This window comes from Brevibacillus sp. NPDC058079 (genome assembly GCF_042885155.1).
Classification (GTDB): Bacteria; Bacillota; Bacilli; order Brevibacillales; family Brevibacillaceae; genus Brevibacillus.
In genome coordinates, this window is the sequence record NZ_JBHVSO010000007.1 from 199,747 (window position 1) to 223,286 (window position 23,540).

The window sequence follows — 23,540 nt, forward strand, 5'->3', positions numbered from 1 at the left end:
TATGCGTTTTTCGTCATCATTACGCATCCACAGTAGCATGCTTTGCATTTTGGGTTATAAATTCTCGACGGGGAGGAACTTTGCTTCCCATAAGAATGTTTGTGATATCATTTGCTTCAATCGCATCCTCTATTGTTACTCTTTTTAAACATCTCGTTTTTTTATCCATTGTTGTTTCCCATAATTGATCGGCATTCATCTCTCCAAGTCCTTTATACCGTTGCAACGAAAACTTTTTCCCGCCGATCTTTTTCTTGAATGCATTTAAAGCATGATCATCAAATAAGTATTCGATGATATTTTTACCGTAGGTGACTTTGTAAAGAGGTGGCATCCCAATATAGATGTATCCTTCATAAATCAGTTCAGGCATAAACCGATAGAAGAAGGTTAATAGCAGCGTTCGTATATGACTACCATCAACATCTGCATCCGTTAAAATAACGATTTTATGATATTTCACTTTCGTAATATCAAAATCATCACCTAATCCTTCCCCAAAACCTGAACCTAATGCTGAAATTAGTGATGCCACCTCGGTGTTTTGTATAATTTTCGCCAAGGTGCTCTTTTCTACGTTTAAGATTTTACCCTTAATAGGGAGTATCGCTTGAAACTTCCTATCTCTTGCGAGTTTGGCTGTCCCTCCAGCCGAATCCCCCTCTACGATGTAGATTTCGCAGTCTTCTGGTTTTCTACTTTGACAAGCTGCAAGCTTCCCGTTGACTGTAAGTGAGGAACTTTTGGATAAAAATCCTTCTCTTGCTTTTTCTTCTACTTTACGAAGCTTTAATGACTTCATGGCATTGTCCACGATAGTTTTCAAGGTATCGATATTTCGGTCAAAATACAGCTTTAATTCCTGCGCCAATACTTCATCGACTATTCCTCTCGCGTTTGTATTCGTCAACTTGGTTTTTGTCTGTCCTTCATATTGAGGATTCGAATGTTTGATAAGAATAATTGCTGTAATTCCATTTCGAACGTCTTTCCCGTCGAAATTATCATCCTTATCTTTTAAGACATTCAATTCTCGTGCATATTGATTAGCGACTCGTGTTAACGCTGACTTGAAGCCACTCACATGTGTTCCGCCCTCAACGGTATTAATATTATTGCAAAAAGAGAGAATGGATTCCGAATACTCTTTTGTATATTGAAGAGCGATTTCAACCCCAATACCTCCTGACTCTCCTGAAACATAAATGATGTCATTGTGAAGAATCTCTTTGGCTCTATTAATGTCTCGAATTAATCCTACAATCCCATCTTTCTCATAGAACTCTACTCTTTCATTTGTCGTTTCATCATGGAAGAGTAGAGTCAATCCTTTGTTCAGATATGCGAGTTCTTTTAAACGTTTCTTAATTATTTCGGGCTTAAATTCTACTGTTTCCAGAATCCTGTCATCAGGCATAAATGTCACCGTCGTTCCTCTTTCAGTAGTTTCCCCAACTACTGGTAACAAGCCATCAATAAGATCAATAGTTGGATGTCCTCCATTTTCATATTGATCACGATATATTTTTCCATTCTGATATACTTCAACAGTAAGCCACTTTGACAAGGCATTTACAACTGAGGCACCAACCCCATGCAATCCCCCTGCCGCTTTATATGTCTGATTATTAAATTTCCCGCCTGCATGTAACTCTGTGTAGACAACTCGACAAGCTGAAATCCCTTTTTGTTTTTGAATTCCTACAGGGACACCTCTCCCATTATCTTTGACAGTCAGGGAACCATCTTTATTCTTGTAAATTTCAATACGGGTGCAATATCCTGCTAAAGCTTCATCTACACTATTGTCAACAATCTCCCAGACAAGATGGTGAAGTCCTTTAGAATTGGTGCTCCCAATATACATACCAGGTCGAACACGAACAGCTTCCAATCCCTCTAACAATAGGATCGAATCGCCTGTATATACTTCGTTTGACTCGTTTGACACACTTTCACTCTCCTTTCGATGTGGACTTTCCTTTCATTAAACTTTCCTCAACAAAAAAGCAGTCCTCATAAATTTTTTTCATATTGCTTATATTTTTAATGCCAAATCCTATGCATTTTACTAATTGGTTAAAATCATTTAGGGTTCGACATGAAACGTATAGAATTTCTGTTGTCTATAGTCTATAATATTTATAACGTTGCATATAATGTATCCGCTATGGACGTAAATACAATATTATATAGAAAGGGTGAGAATATGCCTTATGATTTAATTGGCAAGATACTTCTCTTAGCGCTTAGCAGTTTTTCTGTGATTTTTTCTCTGCTTACTATTGCCAAAAAGAAAAAACACTTTCAAATCTTCCCCGAGTCAATCAGGAAAGAATACTATAAAATCGTTCGTAACATGACGATTGCTAACAGTATTTCAGCAATATTGATTATTGCTGGATTATACTGGTTTTCAACCAACTTTGTTTACCTTTTATTGATCATTTCGATGTTCTTGAGCGTCGCATCTATACATTCTGTATATGATGAATTTGGTGAAACAAATGAATAGTAGACCCCTTTTTAGAGACGAAAAAGTGTCTCCTCAATTCAACCGTAAGAAACATTGGAACCGAGCTACAGACAAAAGCATAGAAACAAACACCGCAAAGAAACAAGTCAAACAAGTGAAGCGTGGAGAAATTTATTTCGCCGAAATCTTTGATGCTTATGGCTCCGAGCAAAGTGGTACTCGACCTGTATTGATCTTGCAAAATGATGTTGGGAATAGATTTAGTCCCACCACGATAGTGGCATTTTTGACTTCTATTTACAAAAAAATTGACTTACCTGTTCATGAAGAATTGCCAAAGGAAATCTCTCAACTACCAGATGATTCTGTAATCTTACTTGAGCAAATTCGAACTTTGGATAAGGATCGTTTGGTTCGAAAAGTATCTACACTCGACCAAAAATTCATGGCACGTATCAATGAAAAACTATTAATCAGCTTAGGAATGCATCCTGATTTCAGCTAACACAAACATACCACCTGACTTACAATGAAAAAGACACCCATCGTTAAAGATAAGGTGTCTTTTTTATGCGATTTTTTGGTGTGGAACTTCGCGAATGGAAAGTTCCTCGATTTTACCTAAACGTACTTTTGGAACAAAGGACAATATTTCCACGTACCCTATCTGTTCAAGTGTTACCAATAAAGAGTTCGAATAAGATGGGGCAAGTGTGATCATCCTTACCTTTGAAACACCAAACTTCTTTTTGATTTGTGTAGGATAATACAAACACTGCCACACTAATTCCTTGTCATCTGATACTTTTAACTCAATGATGCAATAGGTTCCATTCTTATCTCGCGCCAAAATATCTATTCGACCATCCGTTATACTAAACTGACGATCTATGTAAACCATTCCTTCCTCAACCAAGTTCAATCGTGAAAACAAATAGTCTTCAACATCCTGCTCCGTTATTGTTTTCGTATCTTGCCGTTGATATTCACTTACATGAACCCAAGCTTCACCTATTTGTTCCATTGTACGTATCCACATATCATGTGAGTCTGGATACACAACCCCTTCTATCTTATTCGGCTGCACTGTAGTTACATTGTAAACTCGATTTAAATAACAAAGTGCATGGTGCTTCCAATACCAACCGTACTCTTTTGATTTTTTGTATGACTTTGCTTTATTGATAGCGTATCGGATAATTGCTTGTTGTTGTTCAATCAGATATTGATCCATTGAAAGATGATTGCCTTTCCCATCTGATACAAAACGAATAGAATTCTCAAAGTTCCAGCTCTCCATGATGTTTTGCAAAGAGTTTTCTAAGGCAATTCCCTTCTTCATTGTTTCACCCTTATATATAAACGTTTCTTCCTTAGGAAGATTCAATTCCTCACACAAAAATAGCACCATCTCTTTTGCGATACGATTCTTCTCAAAGTTCTTTCCTTGTCTGCTAATGAAGAATCGCAATGCAAAATAGTGGTACAAAACAGTGTCATCCTCTATTCCATATTGCTTCCTTAGTGTTTGAATCATTAATTCCTGAAACTCACTTTCATAATTCATTTTGCTCACCTTTTCTCTTTTTTTATCAACTCCTCTTATCTTATATTATTAGTTTCGTTGACTATAGTCAATGTTACATTTTGAAAATTTGTAAATTATATTTTACGATTTATCATTTACGTTGTATAATTTAATTAAACGAACAATGCCACTTTGTCATTCAATATTCTACAGATATTCGATCAACTGGAATTAAGGATATTCAAATCCCATATAACAGTACATACCGAATTTTATATAACGAAGCAGGAGGAGAATATACTTATGAGCAAAAATTATGAGAAAAAAAGCCCCGAACAAATCATTCGCTTGGATGGCAAAAATGTATTTTTGGAAGTAATGAATAGCGCCTTTGGAATTGGAAAGATACAAATCAACTTCCAAGAATACGACGCTTCCCAAGAGAAAGGAAATCGGATTAAAAAAGACATCTCCATTTTTTTTAGTGCAGACAAGTTCCTTGTGTTAGCAAACGATTTACTTAGTGGTAGGTTGACTGCTTTAGCTAAAAAATCCAAGGAAGATGCTCTCAAATTACAGGAAGATAACAAGAAAAAAGGCATTGATCGCAAGGTCTATGCAAAAGAAATTTACATGGATCAAGGAGGAACATCCGCTGCGAGATTGGCAGCAAAAGACAAATCTCGCCCTGATGGTAAATCTGAAGCTCGTCTTTTGAAAATTACACCTGGAGAAAGCATGCCGTGGTTGATGGTAGCAGAACTCGGGCCTGGAGAAGAGAATGAAAAAGGACTGATCATACCGAAGTTTGTGAACAATCGACCAGAAAAACAGATTCGAGTGCCTTTTACTGATGATGACTTCAAACGTCTGGTCTTGATTGTAAAAGCACATTACGAAGCTTTCCTTTCTGCTCAATATGGAAAGGGTGCTCTCACTTACAAAAGAGACGAGAAAGCAAGCTAAACATTAGTAATATGCATGGAAGCCACTGATAAAAGTGGCTTCTCTTACTTAACAAGAAGTAAAGAGAGGTGCTACGATGGACAGTATCATTACGATTATAATAAGTCCGAGTTACGGAATATTTGAACCAAGCAAGTCACTTGAAAGGAAGTTGAAAAGTTTTGGTTATGAAAATTTGGATTCCATAGAGGCAAGAACTGACGAACGAGTAATTTCATTTATCCGTTCTCATATGGAGAAATCGAGTAATCAATTCCCATTCGCCTTCTTGGGTAAAGAAAAACATCAATACTTGTCATTGGTTGATATTGATATTTCACATCCGTGGACAATTATAAATAGTGATGGATCTGAAAGAATTCATTATTTAAATTACATTGTCTTAGATGCAGAAATCAATTACTGCAAACCGATTTGACGGAGCGGATGAATAATTTTTGCACGTATCACCGTTCGGATTCGATTGAAAATAATACAAACCACTTCAAGCAAGGGGAATAAGGGCTTGTACTTATCAAAATGCATTTAATAGGACTTATGTCCCCCATTCCTCATAGAAAAAAGATAAATTATCGCTTCGGTTTTTCTTCTGAATTCCGATTCAAACATAAATCAACCGCATATAATCCAAGGATTTAAAAACGAAAGGAGAGTTTCTAAATGAAGACAGCTCGCTTTGTTGTGGTATTCCCAAAGCCAAAGGGTGATCCAAAAGAGTTCATGGCGCATTATCGGAATGTTCACCGTGGGCATGCAAATGATATCCCTAATGTTCTCACGATTAAGGATTCAACTGTAGAACAACACGATATGCCTGTAAGCGTGATGGAACCATATTTTATCTCGATTGTGGAATTCGCAGATATGGAAACACTCGTCGCGTCTATGGCGTCAAATGCTGGTCAAGCATTGATGAAAGACTATCAGGAAATCAGTGCGAATTACTTCTCTGTACCTCCTATTTGCTTCACGACCACAGATGGTCTACCTGGACTGTCTGCATAAAAGGCATGAAAAAGACTGATAGATTAACCCTATCAGTCTTTTTCATTTGTATCGATATAAGAAAACGAAAGAAGGCTTGCGATAAGGGGGTATCGCAAGCCTTCACTTTATTAAACAGGTTAGAGATAGTTTCATGATCGACTATGTTTTCATTATAACTTCATGATTAAATATAGTCAATAAATAAACCATTACTTTTCCAAATTGAATTCGTTGTTTTTTTATGTATTGATACGATAACGCATATAATATTGGTGAATCACATTAAACAGGGGAAGTCTTTGGGCTTTACTGTACAAAGGAGAGATGGCTTTTCATGATGATGACTACAATTTTAAGCATTTTAGGTCTTTATTTCGTGCTAAAAATTGGGTTTATCGTATGGAACAACACGGGATCGAAAATCCAGGTATCACGTTCCATTCAACGACTATCTTTTTGCATTGGTACAGCTATCGTTCAGATTTTGGCGTTTTGAGGGGGACAAAAAAATCTGATCAAGAAAAAAGAGGAGTCTTTTGACCCCTCTTTTTTTCTTGTGTTTCAAGTGTGTTCAAAAGGAGAAGAAAATAGAAACTCAAAAATGTTGAGAATCAAAAAGGGTAAACTCAAAAGTATGCATCTCCCCCACGAAAGGAAATACATCACAATCAAAAACAACGTTTCCTCTAAGAAAGGAAACACACCGCAAACGCTTAAACTAATATAACCTTATTATTTGCTATTGCAGTTGTCAAGAGAACAACATCGACTTGATTAATAAAAAAAGAGCTGAATAACCAGCTCTTTCTCACGCTACCAAATTCAATTTTTCTAACCTAATATGAATTAATGAAAAAACTCGTTTTAATCCTCTCATGAAGCAACATCCAGACAATCAACATTGCTATTCAGACATGCTAATAGCTATGTTCAATTCGTATGAGTGCCAGTAGAGTTTCCTTGCAAACTGCATTCGATCCGCTTCACTAAAACATGTCCCTTCTTCCGTTAGCGTGACTAACAATGCCGCAACAATAAGACCAGGAGAAAGATTCTTCAGCTCCCATTCCCCAATCCTCGCATCGAGATAATCCCCTACAGCAAGATACGTTATTCCCTCATTAAGAATGGATCGATTGTGACCATCCACAAGGTAACAGCGTTGATATGAGTCTTCATCGATGATAAGTGTAGTTTCTAATGAACTCTTGCTTTTTGTCTTTTTTATTTCTTGAAGGTATACAAAAAATTCCGTAAGCCTCTTTTTGTAGAAAGGACTCGTTAGCAAAAGCTCCTTCATTACAGTGGCAAAAGATATACTCGCCAACAACTCTTTTACCTTCATATCTTCACCTCTGTAACTACTTTGAATTTCGATATTGACATAACTCTTCCTGGCTACCTAATTTCAGATAATCCAATACCCGTTGATTCACTTCCTCAAAATTCACACCAACTTGGACATCTTTGTTGTACCAGGTTTTCGTAGGTATGTCGAAATACACGCTACCAATTGAAAGTAATACATAAATGCGTTGCATCTTCTTTTGCTTGGTAATCTCTTTTTCCCAATAACTTACCCGTTTAATTTTGAAGGTAATAGGAACAACCTTCGGCATTTCCTTCTCTCCCTTTTTTGGGATTACGACTTCTTCAAACAGGGAAGTCTGAACTGGTTCAGAATCATTTGTAGGAACACTTCCATATTTGGGAGCGTGTGTTTTGAGATAGTGGAGGACAACATGCGCTAATGCAATAGAGTCATCTAACGCACGGTGATGATTCGCAATTTCTACTCCAGCTTCCTTGCATATTCCCTTTAAGTCATGCTTGGGCAAATCAGGAAGATATAATTTCGCTAACACATTCGTACAGATGATTTGGTTGCTCGCAATTATCCCGACCTTTCGAAAATAAACTTGCAAAAAACGCCCCCAATCAAAATCAGCTTTATGCGCGACAAAAACACTATCTCCAATAAACCGATAAAAATCGGGTAAAACTTGACCAAAAGCAGGTTTTCCCGCTACCATTTCATTTGTTACACCTGTTAAATCTATGATTTTTTGGCTTATCTTCACTCCAGGATCAATTAATTGCGTAAAAGTATCAACAATTTTCCCATCTTCAATAGCAACTCCCGCTACCTCAAATATCCGACCGCCTTTATCTGGTGAAAAACCAGTTGTCTCAATATCTCCTACAACTAAACGCTTCGAATTCAGTAATAATTGATGCATCTGCAAAGCATTTTCAGGCACCTTTTTGATTTTTGACGGTTTCTTTGCCTTTGCAACAGCCACGATTACTTCTCCTTTCTCTCAACAACCATATTTTTCAATACAACGTGATTTTCGCAAATCTACTACGATGTTTAGCTTTCTGATATCATATGCGATTCTCAAAATAGATAAATAGTTTATCTACGATTTCATTTCTTCGCTAATGGTTCCATATAGATTAGAATGGTAAATAGACTCAACAAATTTATGCCGTTCATGAATCGGAATGGCTTGATATAGTTCACTCAAGGTGTACTCCTTTGTAGAAGTAGAGATAATCGATTCCAATTTGTTAATCTTTCGAGAATGAAAACTCATGATTCCCTCCATTACAGCTTGCCGATATAATCCAAACACCAAAAAAGGATTGGTAAAAAGAATGACCGATAAGAAGAATACATCCCCGCGAAGTAATGAAGAGGGGTTATTGTACGCATAGATACCCATTCCATCCATAAAGGACAATGTGGCGATGATGGATAACCAGAACTTCCACTTTGGTTTGATCAAGACAACGTATTCTTTATGTATTTGGAGAATTTTTGATTTCAACATATATGCTCCCTTTAATCCGTTGATTTTAGATTATTATATTAATAACGTTGTTTATAGTCAATTTTTAATTTTGTTCTTTCCACATACAAAAAAACCCTAATCATTGATTAGGGCTGAAATAGCGAATATATATTTACTTATATATAATATTTATCAAGTTCATGAGTCCTAAGCTGCGCTTATAATTTATCTGTATGATTTTGTACTTGAAAAGCATAGACCAACCGATTTTTTGCTTCATTCGTTCGAAAGTATTTTACATCTAACTCATTGATGGGTAAACGCACTCGATCAAGACCATCACAATCTTTAAAGATCTGATACAGCCTCCAATATCTGTCTTTTGCCTTTTTATGAAGATGCATCTTTTGTAGTGCTTTTTGCCCTTCCTCATCATCACGACAATGATATTCAATAAGAAATCTAACGATACCTACTTCATCGATTGTGAGGTTTCGAATATCATATCCTTCTTTTTCGCCATTTGCTCTTTTCGCTACGCAATTCACCTCGATGAGAGGATTAAAACCTGAGAGATTTCTCACATATTGCTTCCAGCTCCACTCGCCATGCATTTTGCAGTGATAATCATGCTTTCTCCCAATATCGTGATAAATACTCGCATTAGCCAAAATCGCTCGATCACTATCAGACAATCTTAATAACCTGGAAAGTGTAATTGCGTGAAAAAGAACACGCTTCACATGGTGGATTCCATGTATACCTTGTGGGTGTTTATAGTGAGACTCTTTAATGAAAGTATTTTTGTACAAGACATACTCATCCAGATGCCCCTCTTCCTCCAAGCGGCTCCACTCATCAACGAGTTGCGTCATTGGGACTATTTCAACATCTTCTAACTGCTCTGGAAATACAATGATTTCTTTTTCGTTTCGATGATTATCGTAATCTAACACATGCTCTTTTCTCACTCTTGCTTGATAAACCTTAGCATGAAGATCAGATCGAATCCGAGTAGCAAAGAAACAGGCTACGCTTAAAGAGGTTGTCCAACTCATTGATTGGTCATAAGGAGTAGACTCACTCCCTTCTCCTCTATATACAGTTAACACATCTCCTTGATAATCATCATCCAGCAAATCACGTATTTCGATTCGCCGATCCACTGATTGATGTTTCCACACATCATGTTTAATATCTTTATCAATTAATGTATGTCCATAATCCAAAAGTGTGTAGACTTCTTTATATAGATCGTACTTTTGGTCATCCTCGATCAACCAATACATCTTGTTTAGTAAGAGAACTTTTGCTTGATCCTCCGTAAACACAAAAATTCTACAATAGTCTTTCTCTTCCCAAGCCTTCATCGCTGCTTCTCTAATAGAGATGATTCGTTGTATTCCCATTGCAAAATCAAAAAATTGATCATTAAATACATCGATAGTAACGTAAGCGGGAAAATCGTAATAGCAATAACATGGTCTGGTTTTATCAACGAAGTAAAAATGCTCTGCATTTAAATTATACTTTCTTGCAATTCTTTGTACTTCTTCCTTCTCGGGGAATCCTCCTAACTTCCCTTCTACCTCTTGTTTTTTCTCGTTCGAGATATTTATTAATTGAATTAACTGTTCTTCAGTAAAGGGTTCTTTCAAAGCCCTCAATATATCCCTTATCATTTTATATGTACACGACCTCTCTATAGACTTGTACCAATTTTACACCAGACTTGATAATCTTGTAAATTATATTTTACTAAACACAATAGCTGTGATACAATTTGAAAATAAGCGTACAATAGATGGAATGTTATATATAAGGAGGATTTATCTACATGACTACTATGCAAGCTAAACAACGTGTGAAAGAACTTCGTTTGGAAATCCGTAAGCACGATGAGCTTTATGAACTAAGCAAGCCAATTCTTAGTGACCAAGAATACGACAATCTCTATTATGAGCTTCTCGACCTTGAGAAACAACATCCTGAATTTGCAGACCCAGATTCACCAACTCAAAAAATCTATGCTGTCATGGTAGATGAGTTGGAGAAAGTGAGACATAGCTCTTTCATGGGGTCACAGGAAAAAATCAAAACCTGGGATGGCGTTCTTGCATTTGCTAAACGATTTGGCGGTAAACTTCTGGCTCAATACAAGCTTGATGGATTGACCGTCGTGTTAACCTACGTTGACGGCTTACTCAAAATGGCAGTGACCAGAGGCGATGGAGAAGTTGGTCAGAACATTATTCATACCGTTCGAACTATCAAAAATCTTCCCTCTGTCATTCCGTTTAAAGGTCATTTGGAAGTTCGTATGGAAGGAATCATCCCTTACGCAGAGTTTGAGCATATCAATGTGGATGGAACGTATTCCAACCCTCGAAATTTGGTTAGCGGAACATTGAGTCAACTAAATGCCAAAATTGCTGAGGAGCGAGCTGTACAAGGTATTGTTTTCGATGTTGTTAAAGTCGAAGGAATCACATTCGATACGATCAGCGATCAACTTCAATTCCTGAAAGAGCAAGGTTTTACAACAGTTGAATCATTTGCTTTTGAACAAACAGAAGAAGGTTTTTCTGAATTAAAATCATTCATTCAAAACGTTGAAGAGAACATACGTAAAACTCTCCCATTTATGATTGATGGACTGGTCATTAAGTTCGATCAGCTTCGCGCAAAAGAAGAACTCGGAAATACTTCGAAACACCCTCGATGGAGTGCAGCTTATAAGTTTGCATCGTTAGAAGCCTCTACCGGAATCGAAGGTGTTGAACATTCTGTAGGAAGAACAGGACAAATTACCCCTGTTGCTCTACTGCAAACAGTTGACATTGATGGTGTGAATGTAAGCAGAGCATCACTTGCTAACTATGGCATGATTGAAGAAAAAGACATTCGTATTGGGGATCGCGTATTTGTCATCCGGGCAAATGATGTAATTCCAAAAGTAACGGCTTCCATTAAAGATGTTCGTACAGGAAAAGAAACAGTAATTAAGGCTCCTGACAAGTGTCCAGTTTGTGGATCAGCGACGGAATTTGATGGTGCAAACCTCTTTTGCCGTGGAGAACAATGCGAACCTCAACTGCAAGGAAAAATCGAACACTTTGCAAGTCGAAAAGCACTCAACATTAATAGTCTTGGTGAAAGCACGGTGGAACTTTTCTTTAATGAAGGGATCGTTCGTCACTTCCTTGATTTGTACAATCTTCAAGAAAAAGAAGAACAAATTTGTGCATTAGAAGGCTTCGGCAAGAAATCATTTGTAAAATTACAGAAGGAACTTGAACGGGTTAAATCAGAACCTCTCCACAAGGTCTTAATTGCCCTTTCTGTTAAGCATCTCGGTGAGTCCAAGTCAAAAGACTTGTCTAAGGTATTCGCTGATATGGATGCCATTTTGACAGCCTCAGAAGACAAGGAAAGTTTCTACCAGACGCTTATTTCTCTACCTGATTTTGGAATTGCGATCACGGACAGTATCGTGTCCTTCTTTACAAATGAAGAGAGTCGAATTATGATTCGAAAAATGCAGGAAATCGGATTTACAATGAAAAGTGAATTTGAAGCTAAATCACAAGATGAGAATCTTCCACTTGCTGGGCAAACGGTAGTGGTTACTGGAACGCTTGACTCCATGGGGCGAGAAGAAGCAAAAGCAAAACTCGAAGCATTAGGAGCTAAAGTATCTGGATCTATTAGCAAAAAAACATCTTTTGTTGTTGTCGGAGAAGGAAAATCTAAGCGTGACAAAGCTATTGAGCTTGATGTTAAGATTGTATTAGAGGATGAATTCCTTAAACTTCTTGAGACTGCTCAATAATTACACTCAAATAAAACAAGAAGGACACACAATTTAATGTGTGTCCTTCTTTGTTACGCTTTTACCTATTCATCAATATCTCTCATAATTTCACATACGCGTAGAGCTTCCTTTTTCTCATAAATTTTGGAATCGTAAATTGTCTCGTCACAACTAATAAAATTTTCGCTCCATCCGTAGAAAGGCTAAGAGCTTCTCCCATTCCATTTGTGTTATTTCATTTCCATCAAGCTTGATCATATACTTACTCAGTAAGTTGACATCCGCCAATTCAATTTCCAAAGAAGTTTCACTTCCCCCAATACCTTGCGAGTATTCTCTTTCTTCTGGAACTTTGTTGCACTTACCTTCTTCCAAAACAGAAATTTCATCAAAATTAACACCTTTATTTCCGAGCAAAAAGTCAGTTGAAACACGAAAAGCTTCTGCAATTTTGGATATTGTTTCAATGGAAGGATTTTTAACTTTTCCATTAAAGAGTGACGTGATTGTAGATTGTGGCAAACCAGATTCTTTTGCAAGTTTGTACTTTGTCCAACCTCGGATTGTCATTAATTCCTCTATACGATCTCTTATTGTCATAATGGAATTCCCCTTCATTAGCGAAATCTTTGCTGATATTCGATTTGTCGGTATATTGATTCGTCAACATATTCTATTGTCATTATAACGAAAGATTTATTTCATAAAAAGAAAAACACTGCAATTGAGTATGCGAAATAAGATCTAATCATATCGTCGTTGTCAATTGACGCTTACTACCCGACTACGGGCATTTCCTTACCAAACGATGATACTTGCTTTGATTACGCGTATGAAGTTTTTAACAAAAAGGGTTTTTCCCGCAAGAATGTTACGACATGACAAATGGCATGATAGGAACGAAATATTCAACTTCTAAAAATACCCATACACAATTCCGACACATTTTGTTCATAATTTCGTCACAGAAATATACAATATAAAAACTAACAAGGGATGGTGAAAATGATATGCATAATGTAATAATGTTTTCTATTGGACTTGTAACTATGAGTATTCCTCTGATTGCAACGTTGGTAATTGTTCGAACTTCAAAAGCCAATAATCACTGAAACAAAAAACGCCTACTCAAACGAGTAAGCGTTTTTCTAATTTATCAACTGGATTATGCTACAGTTTTTGCTTCATAATGATCCTGGGCTTTCTCCACGATGATTTGTATATCTTCACAGATATGATCAAGCTTTTCTTCACGCTCTACCTCTTCGACTGGAAGTTCAAAATACAAATCAATGGAGTATCCGTTTTCTTCTTTGTCAAAATACACTAATGACATATCGCAAAGAAACAAATTGGATGGCATTTCGAGCTTCTCCATAAACGATTTAAAGATCGAAGTAAGCCGAAGAACAGCATATTTCTCCACAAATCCCCTTCGCTTCATCAGTTTGAGTAAGTCTTTTTCTTCGACTCCAAAATAATTCATCGTAAATTCTTCATTGACACAGAATTTTTTCGTTACAAGAATGACATCCTTCTTTATTACACTCTCGGTTTTTGTTTCATGTAGTCCATGCGCTTTCAACTTCTCGTTTAGTTTAAAGCGAATGACTTCAAACTCTGCGAATATCTCGTCTTCTGTTTTTAGAAAACTTGTTTTGGTATAGAGGTACTCTTCAAATGATGCGGGAGTGCAGGATTCATCTTTTATAAACATGTACGTATCCATGTCCAATATTTTGTTTTCAACCATCTGATCCAACGCCAAATATAAGGAATCTTTGACGAGTTTCGGATAGTCTTTCATTAATTCAGTTTTATACTGAATCAGATCCATTCCTCGCTGATTAATTCTATTCATGCACAACCTCCTCTTTTTTAATATTTTTTATATCTTAGAAGCTCTTTGTAATTTCATTCAGATCTATCTTTATTTTCGTTTCTATCTGATTAAGTACATTAAATTGTGAAGTCAATAAAACAGGAAACGCCGTCTATTCCGCAATTGGTTTGAATGGAAGAAGTCTAAACCATACTTTTCCAATAACCTCATCTTTGCTTACAAATCCGACCTCAGAACGCCGACTGTCAATGCTGTTTCCACGATTATCTCCCATTACAAACATCATGTTTTCAGGAACAATCCCTTCTACATTTCCTGAAGTGGAAATTCCTTTTAAGTATGGTTCATCAATCAATTTGTCATTGACATACACATTTCCATCCTTTACTGAGATCTTCTCACCTTGCGTCGCTATAACACGCTTAATCAAGATCTTTTCACCAGGTAAACGACTCTGAAATACAACGATATCTTTGTGTTGAGGTTCCCCTATTTTGTAAGCCAAACGATTTAAAATTAAATAATCCTGGCTATTTAGAGTTGGAAACATAGATTCACCCGAAACCAATGTCGGCTTAATAACAAAACTAACACCACTTCCGATAAGAGCTGCTATGATGAGTACCTTAATCCAACTAACAAATTCCTTGAACGTTGATGTTTGGGACATTTCTTCCTTTTTCATTTCGCTGCTTGTTTTCTCCATGTTACACACTTCCTTTCTTGTTACTTTTTCAACTTCATTAGTCCTTTAATGATTTGCTGACGAACCTCCAAAAAGTTATCCTTTGATACATCGACGTTCATTCGATATTGGGTTCGAACGCTGTACACACTCTCTTCTTCATGCACAACTTTTTTCTCCAGTTCTGTTGGCTTGGAAGCAAAAGGGAAACACTTCTCCAACAGCTCATACTCATTGGGAGCATGAACGCGAATGATTTTGTCAACATCCCTCACCTCGTCAAGATTCGGGTAATCAATGTGGTTAGAAATTTGAATCAGTATCTCAATTTGGTTATTTGGATTCGACGCAAAAGTAATTTGATAGGATACAACATCTTTCATAAACTTCGTAAGGGACTGATCTATTGATCTGTCCAGCCTATTTTTCGCACCGTTAATGTTAAATTTCGATAAGAAGTTTGCGTCAAATAAATTTTGAATCAGATCTGGTTCCTTATCTCTTAGCATTTTCAGTTTTACTTCTAACTCATAAATCTCAGCAAAATGATTCTTTAATTCAGTCATGCTATCAGATACGAGTTTTGGCATATTGATGCTGGTAATACTCAAGATCTTATCTTCGTAAATCTCTTCCAATTCCCCATAATCTGTTACCAATATGATTACGCCAGCTTCTACCGCAAGAACAATTCCTCGCAAATTGCGTAGGGCATTATTGTCGTTTTCTAATTCAATTTGCAATCGGTTATTCGGTTTAACATCTTGGAAATCCAATCTTCCATCCTCCTTTTCCTTAAATGAATAACAAAAAATATCTGATTTATTGTAGAATGCTACTCTTGAAATTAATCATTTTTCTTGTTGGATCACTTCCAATAAGAGCAAGCTAACAGAATATAAAACAAGAAGTTGTTACAAAAAAACAATAAAAAAGAGAGGGGAATCTCCCTCTCAACTGTTAACGCTCTAATTTTCATTCATCTTTTACAGATTGGTTTCTGCTTGGGAAAGAACAAACCACTTTCCACACATAAGATCAGAAAAAGGAATTGAAAAAAGTTCTTTTCGAATTTCTTCACTCGCTCCATTTTTCACGACTTCAATCTGATAGAGTGACTTGTTTCGGAAGCGCATCACTTCACCACGATGTTCATCATGTTGCACAACCCAATCGGTTTGATTACTTGATTTAATGAATTCCATCACATCTTCAAATGGAATGTAGATAATGTCTTCACTACCATCTGCCGTCTTCATTTCCTGAATCGCCTGATACACGTTATATCCGTAGTATTGGCGGACATCCAACCCGAAATCTGAAAGAGAATGTTTTAAAAAGTGGCGTACACTATCCAGATCAATCTTTAGCAATTTTTCAGCGGAATTACGCAGGACATCTGTAAAATACTCCAAGTTTCCAAGCTTTATTTCTTCAGTAGCTTCAAGGAGTGTATCAATGACATCCGCTGCTCCAAGAATTTTTCCTTCGATGCTTTCATCTTTAGCTTCTAAGGTAAACTTTCGGAAAAGTTCAGCCCAATTTTTTGGCAGAATTTTGACAGCGTACTCTTCTTCAAAGATAACTTGCTCCAGCTCATCCACTGCTTGAAGCATTGCTGGTGTTCTACGTTTTGTGTGACTCAAAATATCGCCCGTGATTAATTCTAATTCATCATGTGTAATAGCTTTTTGAAGTAACAAGCCCATATCCACACTATTCCCGAATTTTTGCATCTCCAGATAAGCAAGAGACTGAGCAATTTTAGCAACCGACCAAGAGTGTTCGGCTACAGATCGCTGTTTGAACAGATACAAATTTTGATACCGTTTCAGGTTCATTAGACCTCGAATTTTTGATAAATAGGTTCCTACATACATTGTATCTTCCTCCTCATTCTTCTATTTCGTTCTAAATTTGATTGCCAAATTTGAAAGAATTACTCGACCCAACCATCTAACACTACTTTAACCATCGTGCCATAATTAGACACTTGCTCAATTGCCGCTGTAATACCTTCTTATCTTTGATCAATCGATATTTCAATACTCTGTAAACACAGGTTTTCCGTCATAAAAGTCCTTTTTTGCCGATAAGAACGCTTGGTACGCTGAACAATATCTTTTACATTCCGGTAATCCGAGGCTGTAATTTTGTCGCAGTATCACTTTAGCCTCTATGACCTGACCTTTCTCAATTAATTCCGTAACTTCTACAGGCAAATTGTTTTCATATCGGATCGTAAAGTCTTCTTCTGTTACAGGGCGGTAAAATTTCATTACTATCTCCTATCTCATTGGGTTCTATTTTTAAAAGTTATCGTCTCAAGTTTTTTAAAATTACGTTTACTATAGTCATTATAGCAATATTGTTGTTTTTATTCAACGATGTAAAAGATTTTTTACAACATTTTTTTCATCAAACATGGTTCTTCTTTTTCTATAAGTAAGTTTGATCCATTCCTCATATAATGAGAGAATATTACAATGAAAGGGGTGTGCGAAAATGCAACTATCATGGGAGCAATTTCAACTCGTTATCAATAAGAAATTACGTTACAATCAACTACTATTGGTAATTTCGATTGTACTCGCCGTTATTTTCTTCTTTGTACAGAGAGAAAACTTGTTATGGTCTGGGTACTTTTTGTTAATAGGTTCGCTAAGTCTACCAAACATCAATCGCTGTAAAGAAGATATTGAGTTGTTTAAAAACAACCGTTTTGCATCTGAAACAGGAAAGGTTTTGGATGTTTTCCCAGAAAAAGAAGGTGGGAGCAATTGGATAATTTTTTTAGAAACTGATTCTTCTACAAATAAAAAAGACCAACTCCTTGAATTTGTTGTTCCCGCAGAGCCAGGAGTAAAAGAAACACAAGTAGTAACAGTACACTATACACCAAAAATGTCCATTCCTGTTCGCATCGATTTAGAAGAAGAATAGAGAATGCAGAAAAGACTCCTGTTTTTGTCAACAAGAGTCTTTTCCTTGTTTGTAACCATTTTTTCACGTTTTGATCATCTCAAATCAACAGGATACAACACATGATCATAAACTATCTTTGACCACGACTCAAAGGATGGGTAATGGTTTTTTAAGTCATTTTCATGAATCCAGATTCCTTTTTGTACCCCTTCTTCTTGAGTGTCTATATCATCTGTATCCAATTCTATTTCAAATATAATCCCCAAGTGATCAGCGTCTACACCTTCCTCACCCTTGATTAGTCCTTTTAGATGTATAGATACTATCATGGGAGCCTCAATATTTGCCTCTTCTTGAAGCTCTCTCATTAAACCATTTAATATCGTCTTACTTAAATTATTTGTTTCATGATCTATATCCTCCTTTCCTACATGTCCCCCAAGCATCCCTTTTTTTCCGATCAACCTGAGTTCTCCACTACCATTTTCTCTCAGGATAAAAAAGTAACGGCGTTTGTGCCGAACAATAGCATAGGGAATCGGGTGCCGCTTTTCAGGATGATGTTCCAGCAAACTTCGCTTCATCACATCAAAAGGGAGATATGGCAATTTCTCCACAATCGAAAAACCATGCGGAATATCCAACAGAGCTGTCTCTTCAAAATATATGATTTCTTCCTTATTACTTGGTTTGTGATATTCTAACCATTCTGCTTTTAATTCGTTCAGCTCTTTCCATTCTAAGGAATCCACTTCATGTGTGTCTCTTTTTCTCAAAATTTCTTCTAAGTTCCCCTGGGTGACCCAATGTTCACGATCTTGCATAGTCATTAGCTTCTCCTCCTACATGTATCAATAGGTATATGGATTTGATTGTACCATTTTATTTTTATTTTGCAAAAAATATTTTCGCATTTTCATCCATTCTTGTATTTTGAGAAACATGTCAAACAATTTTTCTATAGATAAAGTTGCTAAGGCAACAATTTAGCATTGGAAACATACAATGGCCTGATAGAGCAACAGGGCAAACCATTGTCATATCTTTGTCCTAATCCTACAATGGTTGAAAAGCGAGCAATTTCAGCGCTGTTTCTTGATCTTCATCAGAGTACGCATCTACTAATGAAAGTACATATTGCCATTTCATAGAATTCCTGCACACACGATGGACAAATATATGTGTCTTGGTTGCATAGCCTTTTTCTAACATTTGTTGCTCAAAATTTGGTTTTGATTGAACTACTTGCATAAGTAAATCATAAATATCCTGAGCATGGTTTGCTTCGATAAAGGGAATATAACGCTTAAACCAATCTGGATAATCGTATTCATCTAACAAGATCTCAAAATGGTTCAACGTCTTTCTCTCATATTTTTCAATTACCCTACTCATTCGGAAATCAAGATTTTCCCCTATTCCTTCTTTCTTTGCGTACTCATAGATACTATTCGCAATTAGAAAGAATAACTCTACTTTCTTTTTTGAACTAATGAAAGCATTTATCGTTTGCTTCACTTGTTGATTTCCACTTTGAGCTAAACAACGTTCTGCAAAAAAAGCGAAATTACCCATCGCAGACAAACTATGCTCAATTAATTCATGACGCATCATATCTCCATACATTTTCATTATTTCAGACTTTACTGTCATAGTAATCAACACTATTCCCTCCTCTTTCCCTTTATTTATACTTTTTTCTATTCTATGTTTCCGGAGTTAATCCATAAGAAATAAATGTTTTAATGGAGTGAATTCAAGTTTGACACCACACAATAAAGAAAGAGACAGGGAATTATATCCTTGTCTCTTTCGGATCATTATTTTGGAATAACAGCATCAATTCGAGCTTGAAGTATTTTTTTAGCGATTTGATCACGAAGGCTATCTACTAACGCCTGCGCCTTCTCTTTGAATAAAGCACTTCGGTAGCTCTCATACAATTCTACAGCATTCGTTGCATTCTTTACATCTTGTTCGAGCTGTTTATCAGCAACCATCTGATTGTAGAGTAACTTTAAATTCTCTGAGCGAACCTTTAATTCATTATAAAGAGCTTTGTACTTTGAATTTTCGCGAATGTCTGATGGTACTGCATTCATCTTCTCTAAAGCATAGACAATGTTCGCTTTAGAGAAGTATTTCTCTCCACGTTCTACGGCTTTAACCCAGTCGAGATAGATTTTTCTTGCAATCGGATCTTTGATCGTGTCTGCAACTTTGCCAGCATCATCCCCAGGCTCAAACTGACCATCTTTATCGCCTCCTGGGTTCGTTGGAGAAAGGATCGCATCCAAACGATCTTTCAAGTCGTTTTTATCCTTTCCATTTGGTAGTGCGTTCACTAAATCATAGGCGTCCGAAATATACGGATCGCGTTTATACTTTTCAGCTTGCTCTACCTTTTGAATAGCTTTTTTAAGAGCGTCTTGATAGGCTTTCTCTGCCATTGCCTTTTTAACTGCATCAAGACGTTCTTGTAGTGACGTTTTAGAAGGAGATGGTTTGAGCACGTCAATCAATTTTTGAGCGTCTGTTGCATATGGGTCGCGCAAATAATTCTCAGCTTGATCAACCTTATTAGTCGCTGACTTGAGTGCTGAATCGACTGCATCTAAACGTTTATGATAGGCATCTTTGTCAGATCCTTCTGGCAGTGTGTTGACGATATCCCTTGCTGCATTCACATCGGATTGTGCTTTTGTTTTTTCTGCTTTTTTCACAGCCATTTCGACCGCATCTGTTTCATCGTCGTTCACTTTAATTGCATCCAAGCGATGATTTAAATCGTCTTTCACTTTGCCATCTGGAAGCTTGTTCACCGCTTCTCTTGCGATATTTACATCTTCCTTGAGCTTGGATTGTTCTGCTTTCACTACTTTCTTGGTGGCATCTGCAATCAGTTCTGCGAGTTTATTCGCTTCATCGATTTGCTTTTGAACTTCATCGAGGCGCTTGTTCAAATCATCCTTCGCTTGACCGTCAGGAAGTTTATTAACTGCCTCTCTTGCTGTGTTTACATCGACTTGTTTTTTGCTATTTTCAGCGGTTACAACTTTCTTAGTTGCCTCTTCTACGGCTATGCTGTCATCAATTTGCTTTTGCACCTCATCTAAGCGGTGATTCAAATCATCTTTCACCTGACCATCTGGAAGCTTATTTACTGCATCTCGTGCATGATCTACGTCCGATTGTCTTTTACTATTTTCTGCGATTACGACTTTTTTTGTTGCCTCTTCTATTGCTTTATTGTCGTCAATTTGCTTTTGCACCTCATCTAAGCGATGATTCAAATCATCTTTTACTTGACCATCTGGAAGCTTATTTACTGCATCTCGTGCAACGTTTACATCATCTTGTTGTTTTGATTTCTCTGCTTTTTCAACTTTATTCGTAGCATCCGTAATTAACTCAGCAAGCTTATTCTTTTCATCAATCTTCTTTTGCACTTCATTCAGGCGATCCTGCAATGCTGACTTTTCAGGTACATCTGGAAGTTTGTTTATCAAAATTTGTGCCGAATCGACATTTTCCTGTGTTTGATTTGTCTCAGCACGTTCAACGGATCTGGTTGCTTCTGCTAATGCGGCTGCATAGACCAATACGACTTTCTGTGTGGTGGTGCTTGTATTTCCTGCCCTATCAACTGATTTTGCACTGACCGTATAAGTTCCATCTTCTAACTTCATAGTGCCAATATATTCCTGCCAGCTACTGTCATTTAATTGATATGTTGTTATTGCGATACCTGATTCATTATCTGTCCCTGGTGTAATCACCAGTTGATTACTTGAGACTAAAATAGAAGGAGGCGTTGGTACAATTTTATCAATGTTACGAACAACGTAGCTACTTTCGTTAGACATGTTACCCGCTACATTCGCACTTCGTGCAAAAATCGTAGTGTTCTCTGTAACGACTATGGGCGTTGTGTAAGTGAACCACGCACCATCTGCACCTATCTTATATTCCTTTGTAACTGCATCTGATGGATAGGTAATCGTGACTTTCACATTTCCATTTGTAGCAGTAGTTATGTCTGGAACCAAGATTGCATCGTTTGGTGGCGTTTTGTCAATATTTGCTATGGCAATCGTTTTTATGGTTGCATTCTCTGCCTTATCCTTCGCATAGACCGTGTAGGTTCCGTTTTCTGATACAGAAATACTATTACCTTTTAATGTGGTTCCACCACTGGCAAAATAATTTACATCTTGAATCCCTGCTGCGTACTTCTGAACAGATATACCACTTTCGTTATCTACAATGTTTGCTGTTATTGTTACATCTTGATTTGTAGGTGTAGTCGTAGAGGGAACGAGTGTAATAGTTGGTGCTGTTTCATCAAAAATTGCCTGAACTGGGAACGATTTTGCAGTAGTGGTTGCATCGCCTAACTGACCATTGCTATTCCACCCCCAACTCCAAACAGTTCCATCTGCTTTCAATGCCAGAGAATGAAAAGAACCTGCCCGAATATCAACTACATTATTTAACCCGCTTGCTTGTACAGGAATCGCTGAATATGCTTCTGTTGATCCATTTCCCATTTGTTTATTGCTATTCCCTCCCCATGACCAAACGGTTCCATCCGATTTTAATGCTACCGTGTGACCATTGTTTGAATCGATTGCAATTACATTTGTTAATCCACTTACTTTTACAGGTGTATATCGATGAATTGTTGTTCCATCACCAAGATCTCCTTCTGAATTCGATCCCCAAGTCCATACAGTTCCGTCTGATTTTAATGCGACAGAAGAAAAACCTATTCCAGAAATTTTTGTCACGTTCGTCAATCCGCTAACTTTTAAAGGTATGAACTTGTCAACATCCGTTCCATCACCAAGTTGACCATTCCTATTATAGCCCCATGTCCAAACCGTTCCATCCGATTTTAATGCCAAGGTGTGATGTCCTCCAGCGGCAATGGCGATTACATCGGTTATTCCGTTTACTTTAACAGGAGTTGAACGATCCACAGTTGTTCCATCACCGAGTTGACCGTTGCTATTCTTTCCCCACGTCCACACTGTACCGTCAGATTTCAATGCAACTGAATGAGAATACATCGATTTAACATCTATCATGCCTGTCAAGCTTGTCAATTTTACAGGGGTACGTTTACCAATAGTAGTTCCATCTCCTAATTGCCCCACATCGTTAGCTCCCCAAGCCCACACAGTCCCATCAGATTTTATCCCCACCGAATATTCATCATCTCCATCGACAGTAATAAAATCGCTAAATCCTTTTACTTTTACTGGAGCTTTTTTTACACTGGTTGTCCCATCTCCCAGTTGACCAGATCTATTTTGTCCCCAAATCCAAGCGGTTCCATCAGACTCAATGAACATTGAGTGGGAACCTCCAGCTGAGATTACCCCCGCCTTTATGTTTGTTCCAGAGAGAGCTTGTGCTTTGGAAGGAGAACCTCCAATAAGCGATACTGAAACCAGCGTCGCCAATACTGCCATAGACATTATTTTCGACTTTTTACTTATTTTCATATTAATTA

Annotated in this window: 21 protein-coding genes; 6 read left to right on the plus strand and 15 right to left on the minus strand. The window is 37.1% G+C overall.

Annotation, left to right across the window (positions count from 1 at the left end):
- Positions 1–19: 19 nt before the first annotated feature.
- On the minus strand, positions 20–1,951 hold the full coding sequence (locus ACFVS2_RS21350) for a DNA gyrase/topoisomerase IV subunit B (RefSeq protein ID WP_390237400.1): 1,932 nt from the start codon (positions 1,949–1,951) through the stop codon (positions 20–22).
- Positions 1,952–2,630: 679 nt separating this feature from the next.
- On the opposite strand from ACFVS2_RS21350, the gene ACFVS2_RS21355 reads away from it, so the two are divergent.
- Positions 2,631–2,981: a type II toxin-antitoxin system PemK/MazF family toxin gene (locus ACFVS2_RS21355; RefSeq protein ID WP_390237813.1), complete on the plus strand. Its 351-nt coding sequence runs from the start codon at positions 2,631–2,633 to the stop codon at positions 2,979–2,981.
- A 63-nt stretch (positions 2,982–3,044) separates the two neighbouring features.
- Here the strand turns inward: ACFVS2_RS21355 and ACFVS2_RS21360 are convergent, their stop codons facing one another.
- On the minus strand, positions 3,045–4,043 hold the full coding sequence (locus ACFVS2_RS21360; protein ID WP_390237402.1) for an endonuclease NucS domain-containing protein: 999 nt from the start codon (positions 4,041–4,043) through the stop codon (positions 3,045–3,047).
- Positions 4,044–4,196: 153 nt separating this feature from the next.
- On the opposite strand from ACFVS2_RS21360, the gene ACFVS2_RS21365 reads away from it, so the two are divergent.
- The 3 genes from ACFVS2_RS21365 (at position 4,197) to ACFVS2_RS21375 (ending at position 5,975) form a co-directional block, all read left to right on the plus strand.
- On the plus strand, positions 4,197–4,970 hold the full coding sequence (locus ACFVS2_RS21365) for a hypothetical protein (protein WP_390237404.1): 774 nt from the start codon (positions 4,197–4,199) through the stop codon (positions 4,968–4,970).
- A gap of 76 nt (positions 4,971–5,046) precedes the next feature.
- Positions 5,047–5,388, plus strand: coding sequence for a hypothetical protein (locus ACFVS2_RS21370; protein WP_390237407.1), 342 nt, complete (start codon positions 5,047–5,049; stop codon positions 5,386–5,388).
- Positions 5,389–5,630: 242 nt separating this feature from the next.
- Entirely contained in the window at positions 5,631–5,975 is a 345-nt protein-coding gene (locus ACFVS2_RS21375) for an EthD domain-containing protein (RefSeq protein ID WP_390237410.1), read from the plus strand.
- 886 nt (positions 5,976–6,861) lie between these two features.
- On the opposite strand, the gene ACFVS2_RS21380 is transcribed toward ACFVS2_RS21375, so the two are convergent.
- From ACFVS2_RS21380 to ACFVS2_RS21395, 4 genes are all read right to left on the minus strand, one after another.
- Positions 6,862–7,302 (minus strand): hypothetical protein, encoded by a 441-nt coding sequence (locus ACFVS2_RS21380; protein WP_390237413.1) that lies wholly within the window; start codon positions 7,300–7,302, stop codon positions 6,862–6,864.
- A gap of 16 nt (positions 7,303–7,318) precedes the next feature.
- Positions 7,319–8,260 carry a 3'-5' exonuclease gene (locus ACFVS2_RS21385; protein ID WP_390237416.1) on the minus strand — a complete coding sequence of 314 codons (942 nt, stop codon included), beginning with the start codon at positions 8,258–8,260 and terminating at the stop codon, positions 7,319–7,321.
- 120 nt (positions 8,261–8,380) lie between these two features.
- On the minus strand, positions 8,381–8,791 hold the full coding sequence (locus tag ACFVS2_RS21390; protein WP_390237418.1) for a hypothetical protein: 411 nt from the start codon (positions 8,789–8,791) through the stop codon (positions 8,381–8,383).
- Positions 8,792–8,973: 182 nt separating this feature from the next.
- Positions 8,974–10,413 (minus strand): HD domain-containing protein, encoded by a 1,440-nt coding sequence (locus tag ACFVS2_RS21395; protein ID WP_390237420.1) that lies wholly within the window; start codon positions 10,411–10,413, stop codon positions 8,974–8,976.
- A 179-nt stretch (positions 10,414–10,592) separates the two neighbouring features.
- Between ACFVS2_RS21395 and ligA the strand changes: the two genes are divergently transcribed.
- The gene (ligA, locus tag ACFVS2_RS21400) at positions 10,593–12,587 is read left to right on the plus strand and encodes an NAD-dependent DNA ligase LigA (protein WP_390237423.1); all 1,995 of its coding nucleotides are present in this window, start codon (positions 10,593–10,595) and stop codon (positions 12,585–12,587) included.
- Between the two features lie 153 nt (positions 12,588–12,740).
- Here the strand turns inward: ligA and ACFVS2_RS21405 are convergent, their stop codons facing one another.
- The 6 genes from ACFVS2_RS21405 to ACFVS2_RS21430 all read right to left on the minus strand — a co-directional run bounded on the left by ACFVS2_RS21405 (position 12,741) and on the right by ACFVS2_RS21430 (position 17,376).
- On the minus strand, positions 12,741–13,169 hold the full coding sequence (locus ACFVS2_RS21405) for a helix-turn-helix domain-containing protein (protein WP_390237426.1): 429 nt from the start codon (positions 13,167–13,169) through the stop codon (positions 12,741–12,743).
- A 565-nt stretch (positions 13,170–13,734) separates the two neighbouring features.
- Positions 13,735–14,430 carry a hypothetical protein gene (locus ACFVS2_RS21410; protein WP_390237428.1) on the minus strand — a complete coding sequence of 232 codons (696 nt, stop codon included), beginning with the start codon at positions 14,428–14,430 and terminating at the stop codon, positions 13,735–13,737.
- A 133-nt stretch (positions 14,431–14,563) separates the two neighbouring features.
- Positions 14,564–15,118, minus strand: a complete 555-nt coding sequence (gene lepB, locus ACFVS2_RS21415; RefSeq protein ID WP_390237430.1) for a signal peptidase I — start codon at positions 15,116–15,118, stop codon at positions 14,564–14,566.
- Positions 15,119–15,138: 20 nt separating this feature from the next.
- Positions 15,139–15,873, minus strand: coding sequence for a hypothetical protein (locus ACFVS2_RS21420; RefSeq protein WP_390237433.1), 735 nt, complete (start codon positions 15,871–15,873; stop codon positions 15,139–15,141).
- 210 nt (positions 15,874–16,083) lie between these two features.
- Complete coding sequence (locus ACFVS2_RS21425; protein WP_390237435.1) at positions 16,084–16,977, minus strand: YfbR-like 5'-deoxynucleotidase; 894 nt, start codon at positions 16,975–16,977, stop codon at positions 16,084–16,086.
- A gap of 162 nt (positions 16,978–17,139) precedes the next feature.
- Positions 17,140–17,376 (minus strand): hypothetical protein, encoded by a 237-nt coding sequence (locus ACFVS2_RS21430; protein WP_390237437.1) that lies wholly within the window; start codon positions 17,374–17,376, stop codon positions 17,140–17,142.
- Between the two features lie 226 nt (positions 17,377–17,602).
- On the opposite strand from ACFVS2_RS21430, the gene ACFVS2_RS21435 reads away from it, so the two are divergent.
- A complete protein-coding gene (locus ACFVS2_RS21435; RefSeq protein WP_390237439.1) occupies positions 17,603–18,040 on the plus strand; it encodes a hypothetical protein in 438 nt (145 codons plus the stop codon).
- 74 nt (positions 18,041–18,114) lie between these two features.
- Here the strand turns inward: ACFVS2_RS21435 and ACFVS2_RS21440 are convergent, their stop codons facing one another.
- From ACFVS2_RS21440 to ACFVS2_RS21450, 3 genes are all read right to left on the minus strand, one after another.
- Positions 18,115–18,852 (minus strand): NUDIX hydrolase, encoded by a 738-nt coding sequence (locus ACFVS2_RS21440; protein WP_390237442.1) that lies wholly within the window; start codon positions 18,850–18,852, stop codon positions 18,115–18,117.
- Between the two features lie 226 nt (positions 18,853–19,078).
- Positions 19,079–19,684, minus strand: coding sequence for a hypothetical protein (locus ACFVS2_RS21445; protein WP_390237444.1), 606 nt, complete (start codon positions 19,682–19,684; stop codon positions 19,079–19,081).
- Between the two features lie 158 nt (positions 19,685–19,842).
- The gene (locus ACFVS2_RS21450) at positions 19,843–23,532 is read right to left on the minus strand and encodes an RCC1 domain-containing protein (protein WP_390237446.1); all 3,690 of its coding nucleotides are present in this window, start codon (positions 23,530–23,532) and stop codon (positions 19,843–19,845) included.
- Between the last annotated feature and the right edge of the window lie 8 nt (positions 23,533–23,540).

Excerpts from the sequence above, each read along its gene's own strand:
- ACFVS2_RS21370 (WP_390237407.1), top strand. The coding sequence starts at position 5,047 with ATGGACAGTATCATTACGATTATAATAAGTCCGAGTTACGGAATATTT.
- ACFVS2_RS21440 (WP_390237442.1), bottom strand. The coding sequence starts at position 18,852 with ATGACTATGCAAGATCGTGAACATTGGGTCACCCAGGGGAACTTAGAA.
- ligA (WP_390237423.1), top strand. The coding sequence starts at position 10,593 with ATGACTACTATGCAAGCTAAACAACGTGTGAAAGAACTTCGTTTGGAA.
- ACFVS2_RS21425 (WP_390237435.1), bottom strand. The coding sequence starts at position 16,977 with ATGTATGTAGGAACCTATTTATCAAAAATTCGAGGTCTAATGAACCTG.
- ACFVS2_RS21360 (WP_390237402.1), bottom strand. The coding sequence starts at position 4,043 with ATGAATTATGAAAGTGAGTTTCAGGAATTAATGATTCAAACACTAAGG.
- ACFVS2_RS21380 (WP_390237413.1), bottom strand. The coding sequence starts at position 7,302 with ATGAAGGTAAAAGAGTTGTTGGCGAGTATATCTTTTGCCACTGTAATG.
- ACFVS2_RS21410 (WP_390237428.1), bottom strand. The coding sequence starts at position 14,430 with ATGAATAGAATTAATCAGCGAGGAATGGATCTGATTCAGTATAAAACT.
- ACFVS2_RS21430 (WP_390237437.1), bottom strand. The coding sequence starts at position 17,376 with ATGAAATTTTACCGCCCTGTAACAGAAGAAGACTTTACGATCCGATAT.
- ACFVS2_RS21435 (WP_390237439.1), top strand. The coding sequence starts at position 17,603 with ATGCAACTATCATGGGAGCAATTTCAACTCGTTATCAATAAGAAATTA.
- ACFVS2_RS21375 (WP_390237410.1), top strand. The coding sequence starts at position 5,631 with ATGAAGACAGCTCGCTTTGTTGTGGTATTCCCAAAGCCAAAGGGTGAT.
- lepB (WP_390237430.1), bottom strand. The coding sequence starts at position 15,118 with ATGGAGAAAACAAGCAGCGAAATGAAAAAGGAAGAAATGTCCCAAACA.
- ACFVS2_RS21450 (WP_390237446.1), bottom strand. The coding sequence starts at position 23,532 with ATGAAAATAAGTAAAAAGTCGAAAATAATGTCTATGGCAGTATTGGCG.
- ACFVS2_RS21405 (WP_390237426.1), bottom strand. The coding sequence starts at position 13,169 with ATGACAATAAGAGATCGTATAGAGGAATTAATGACAATCCGAGGTTGG.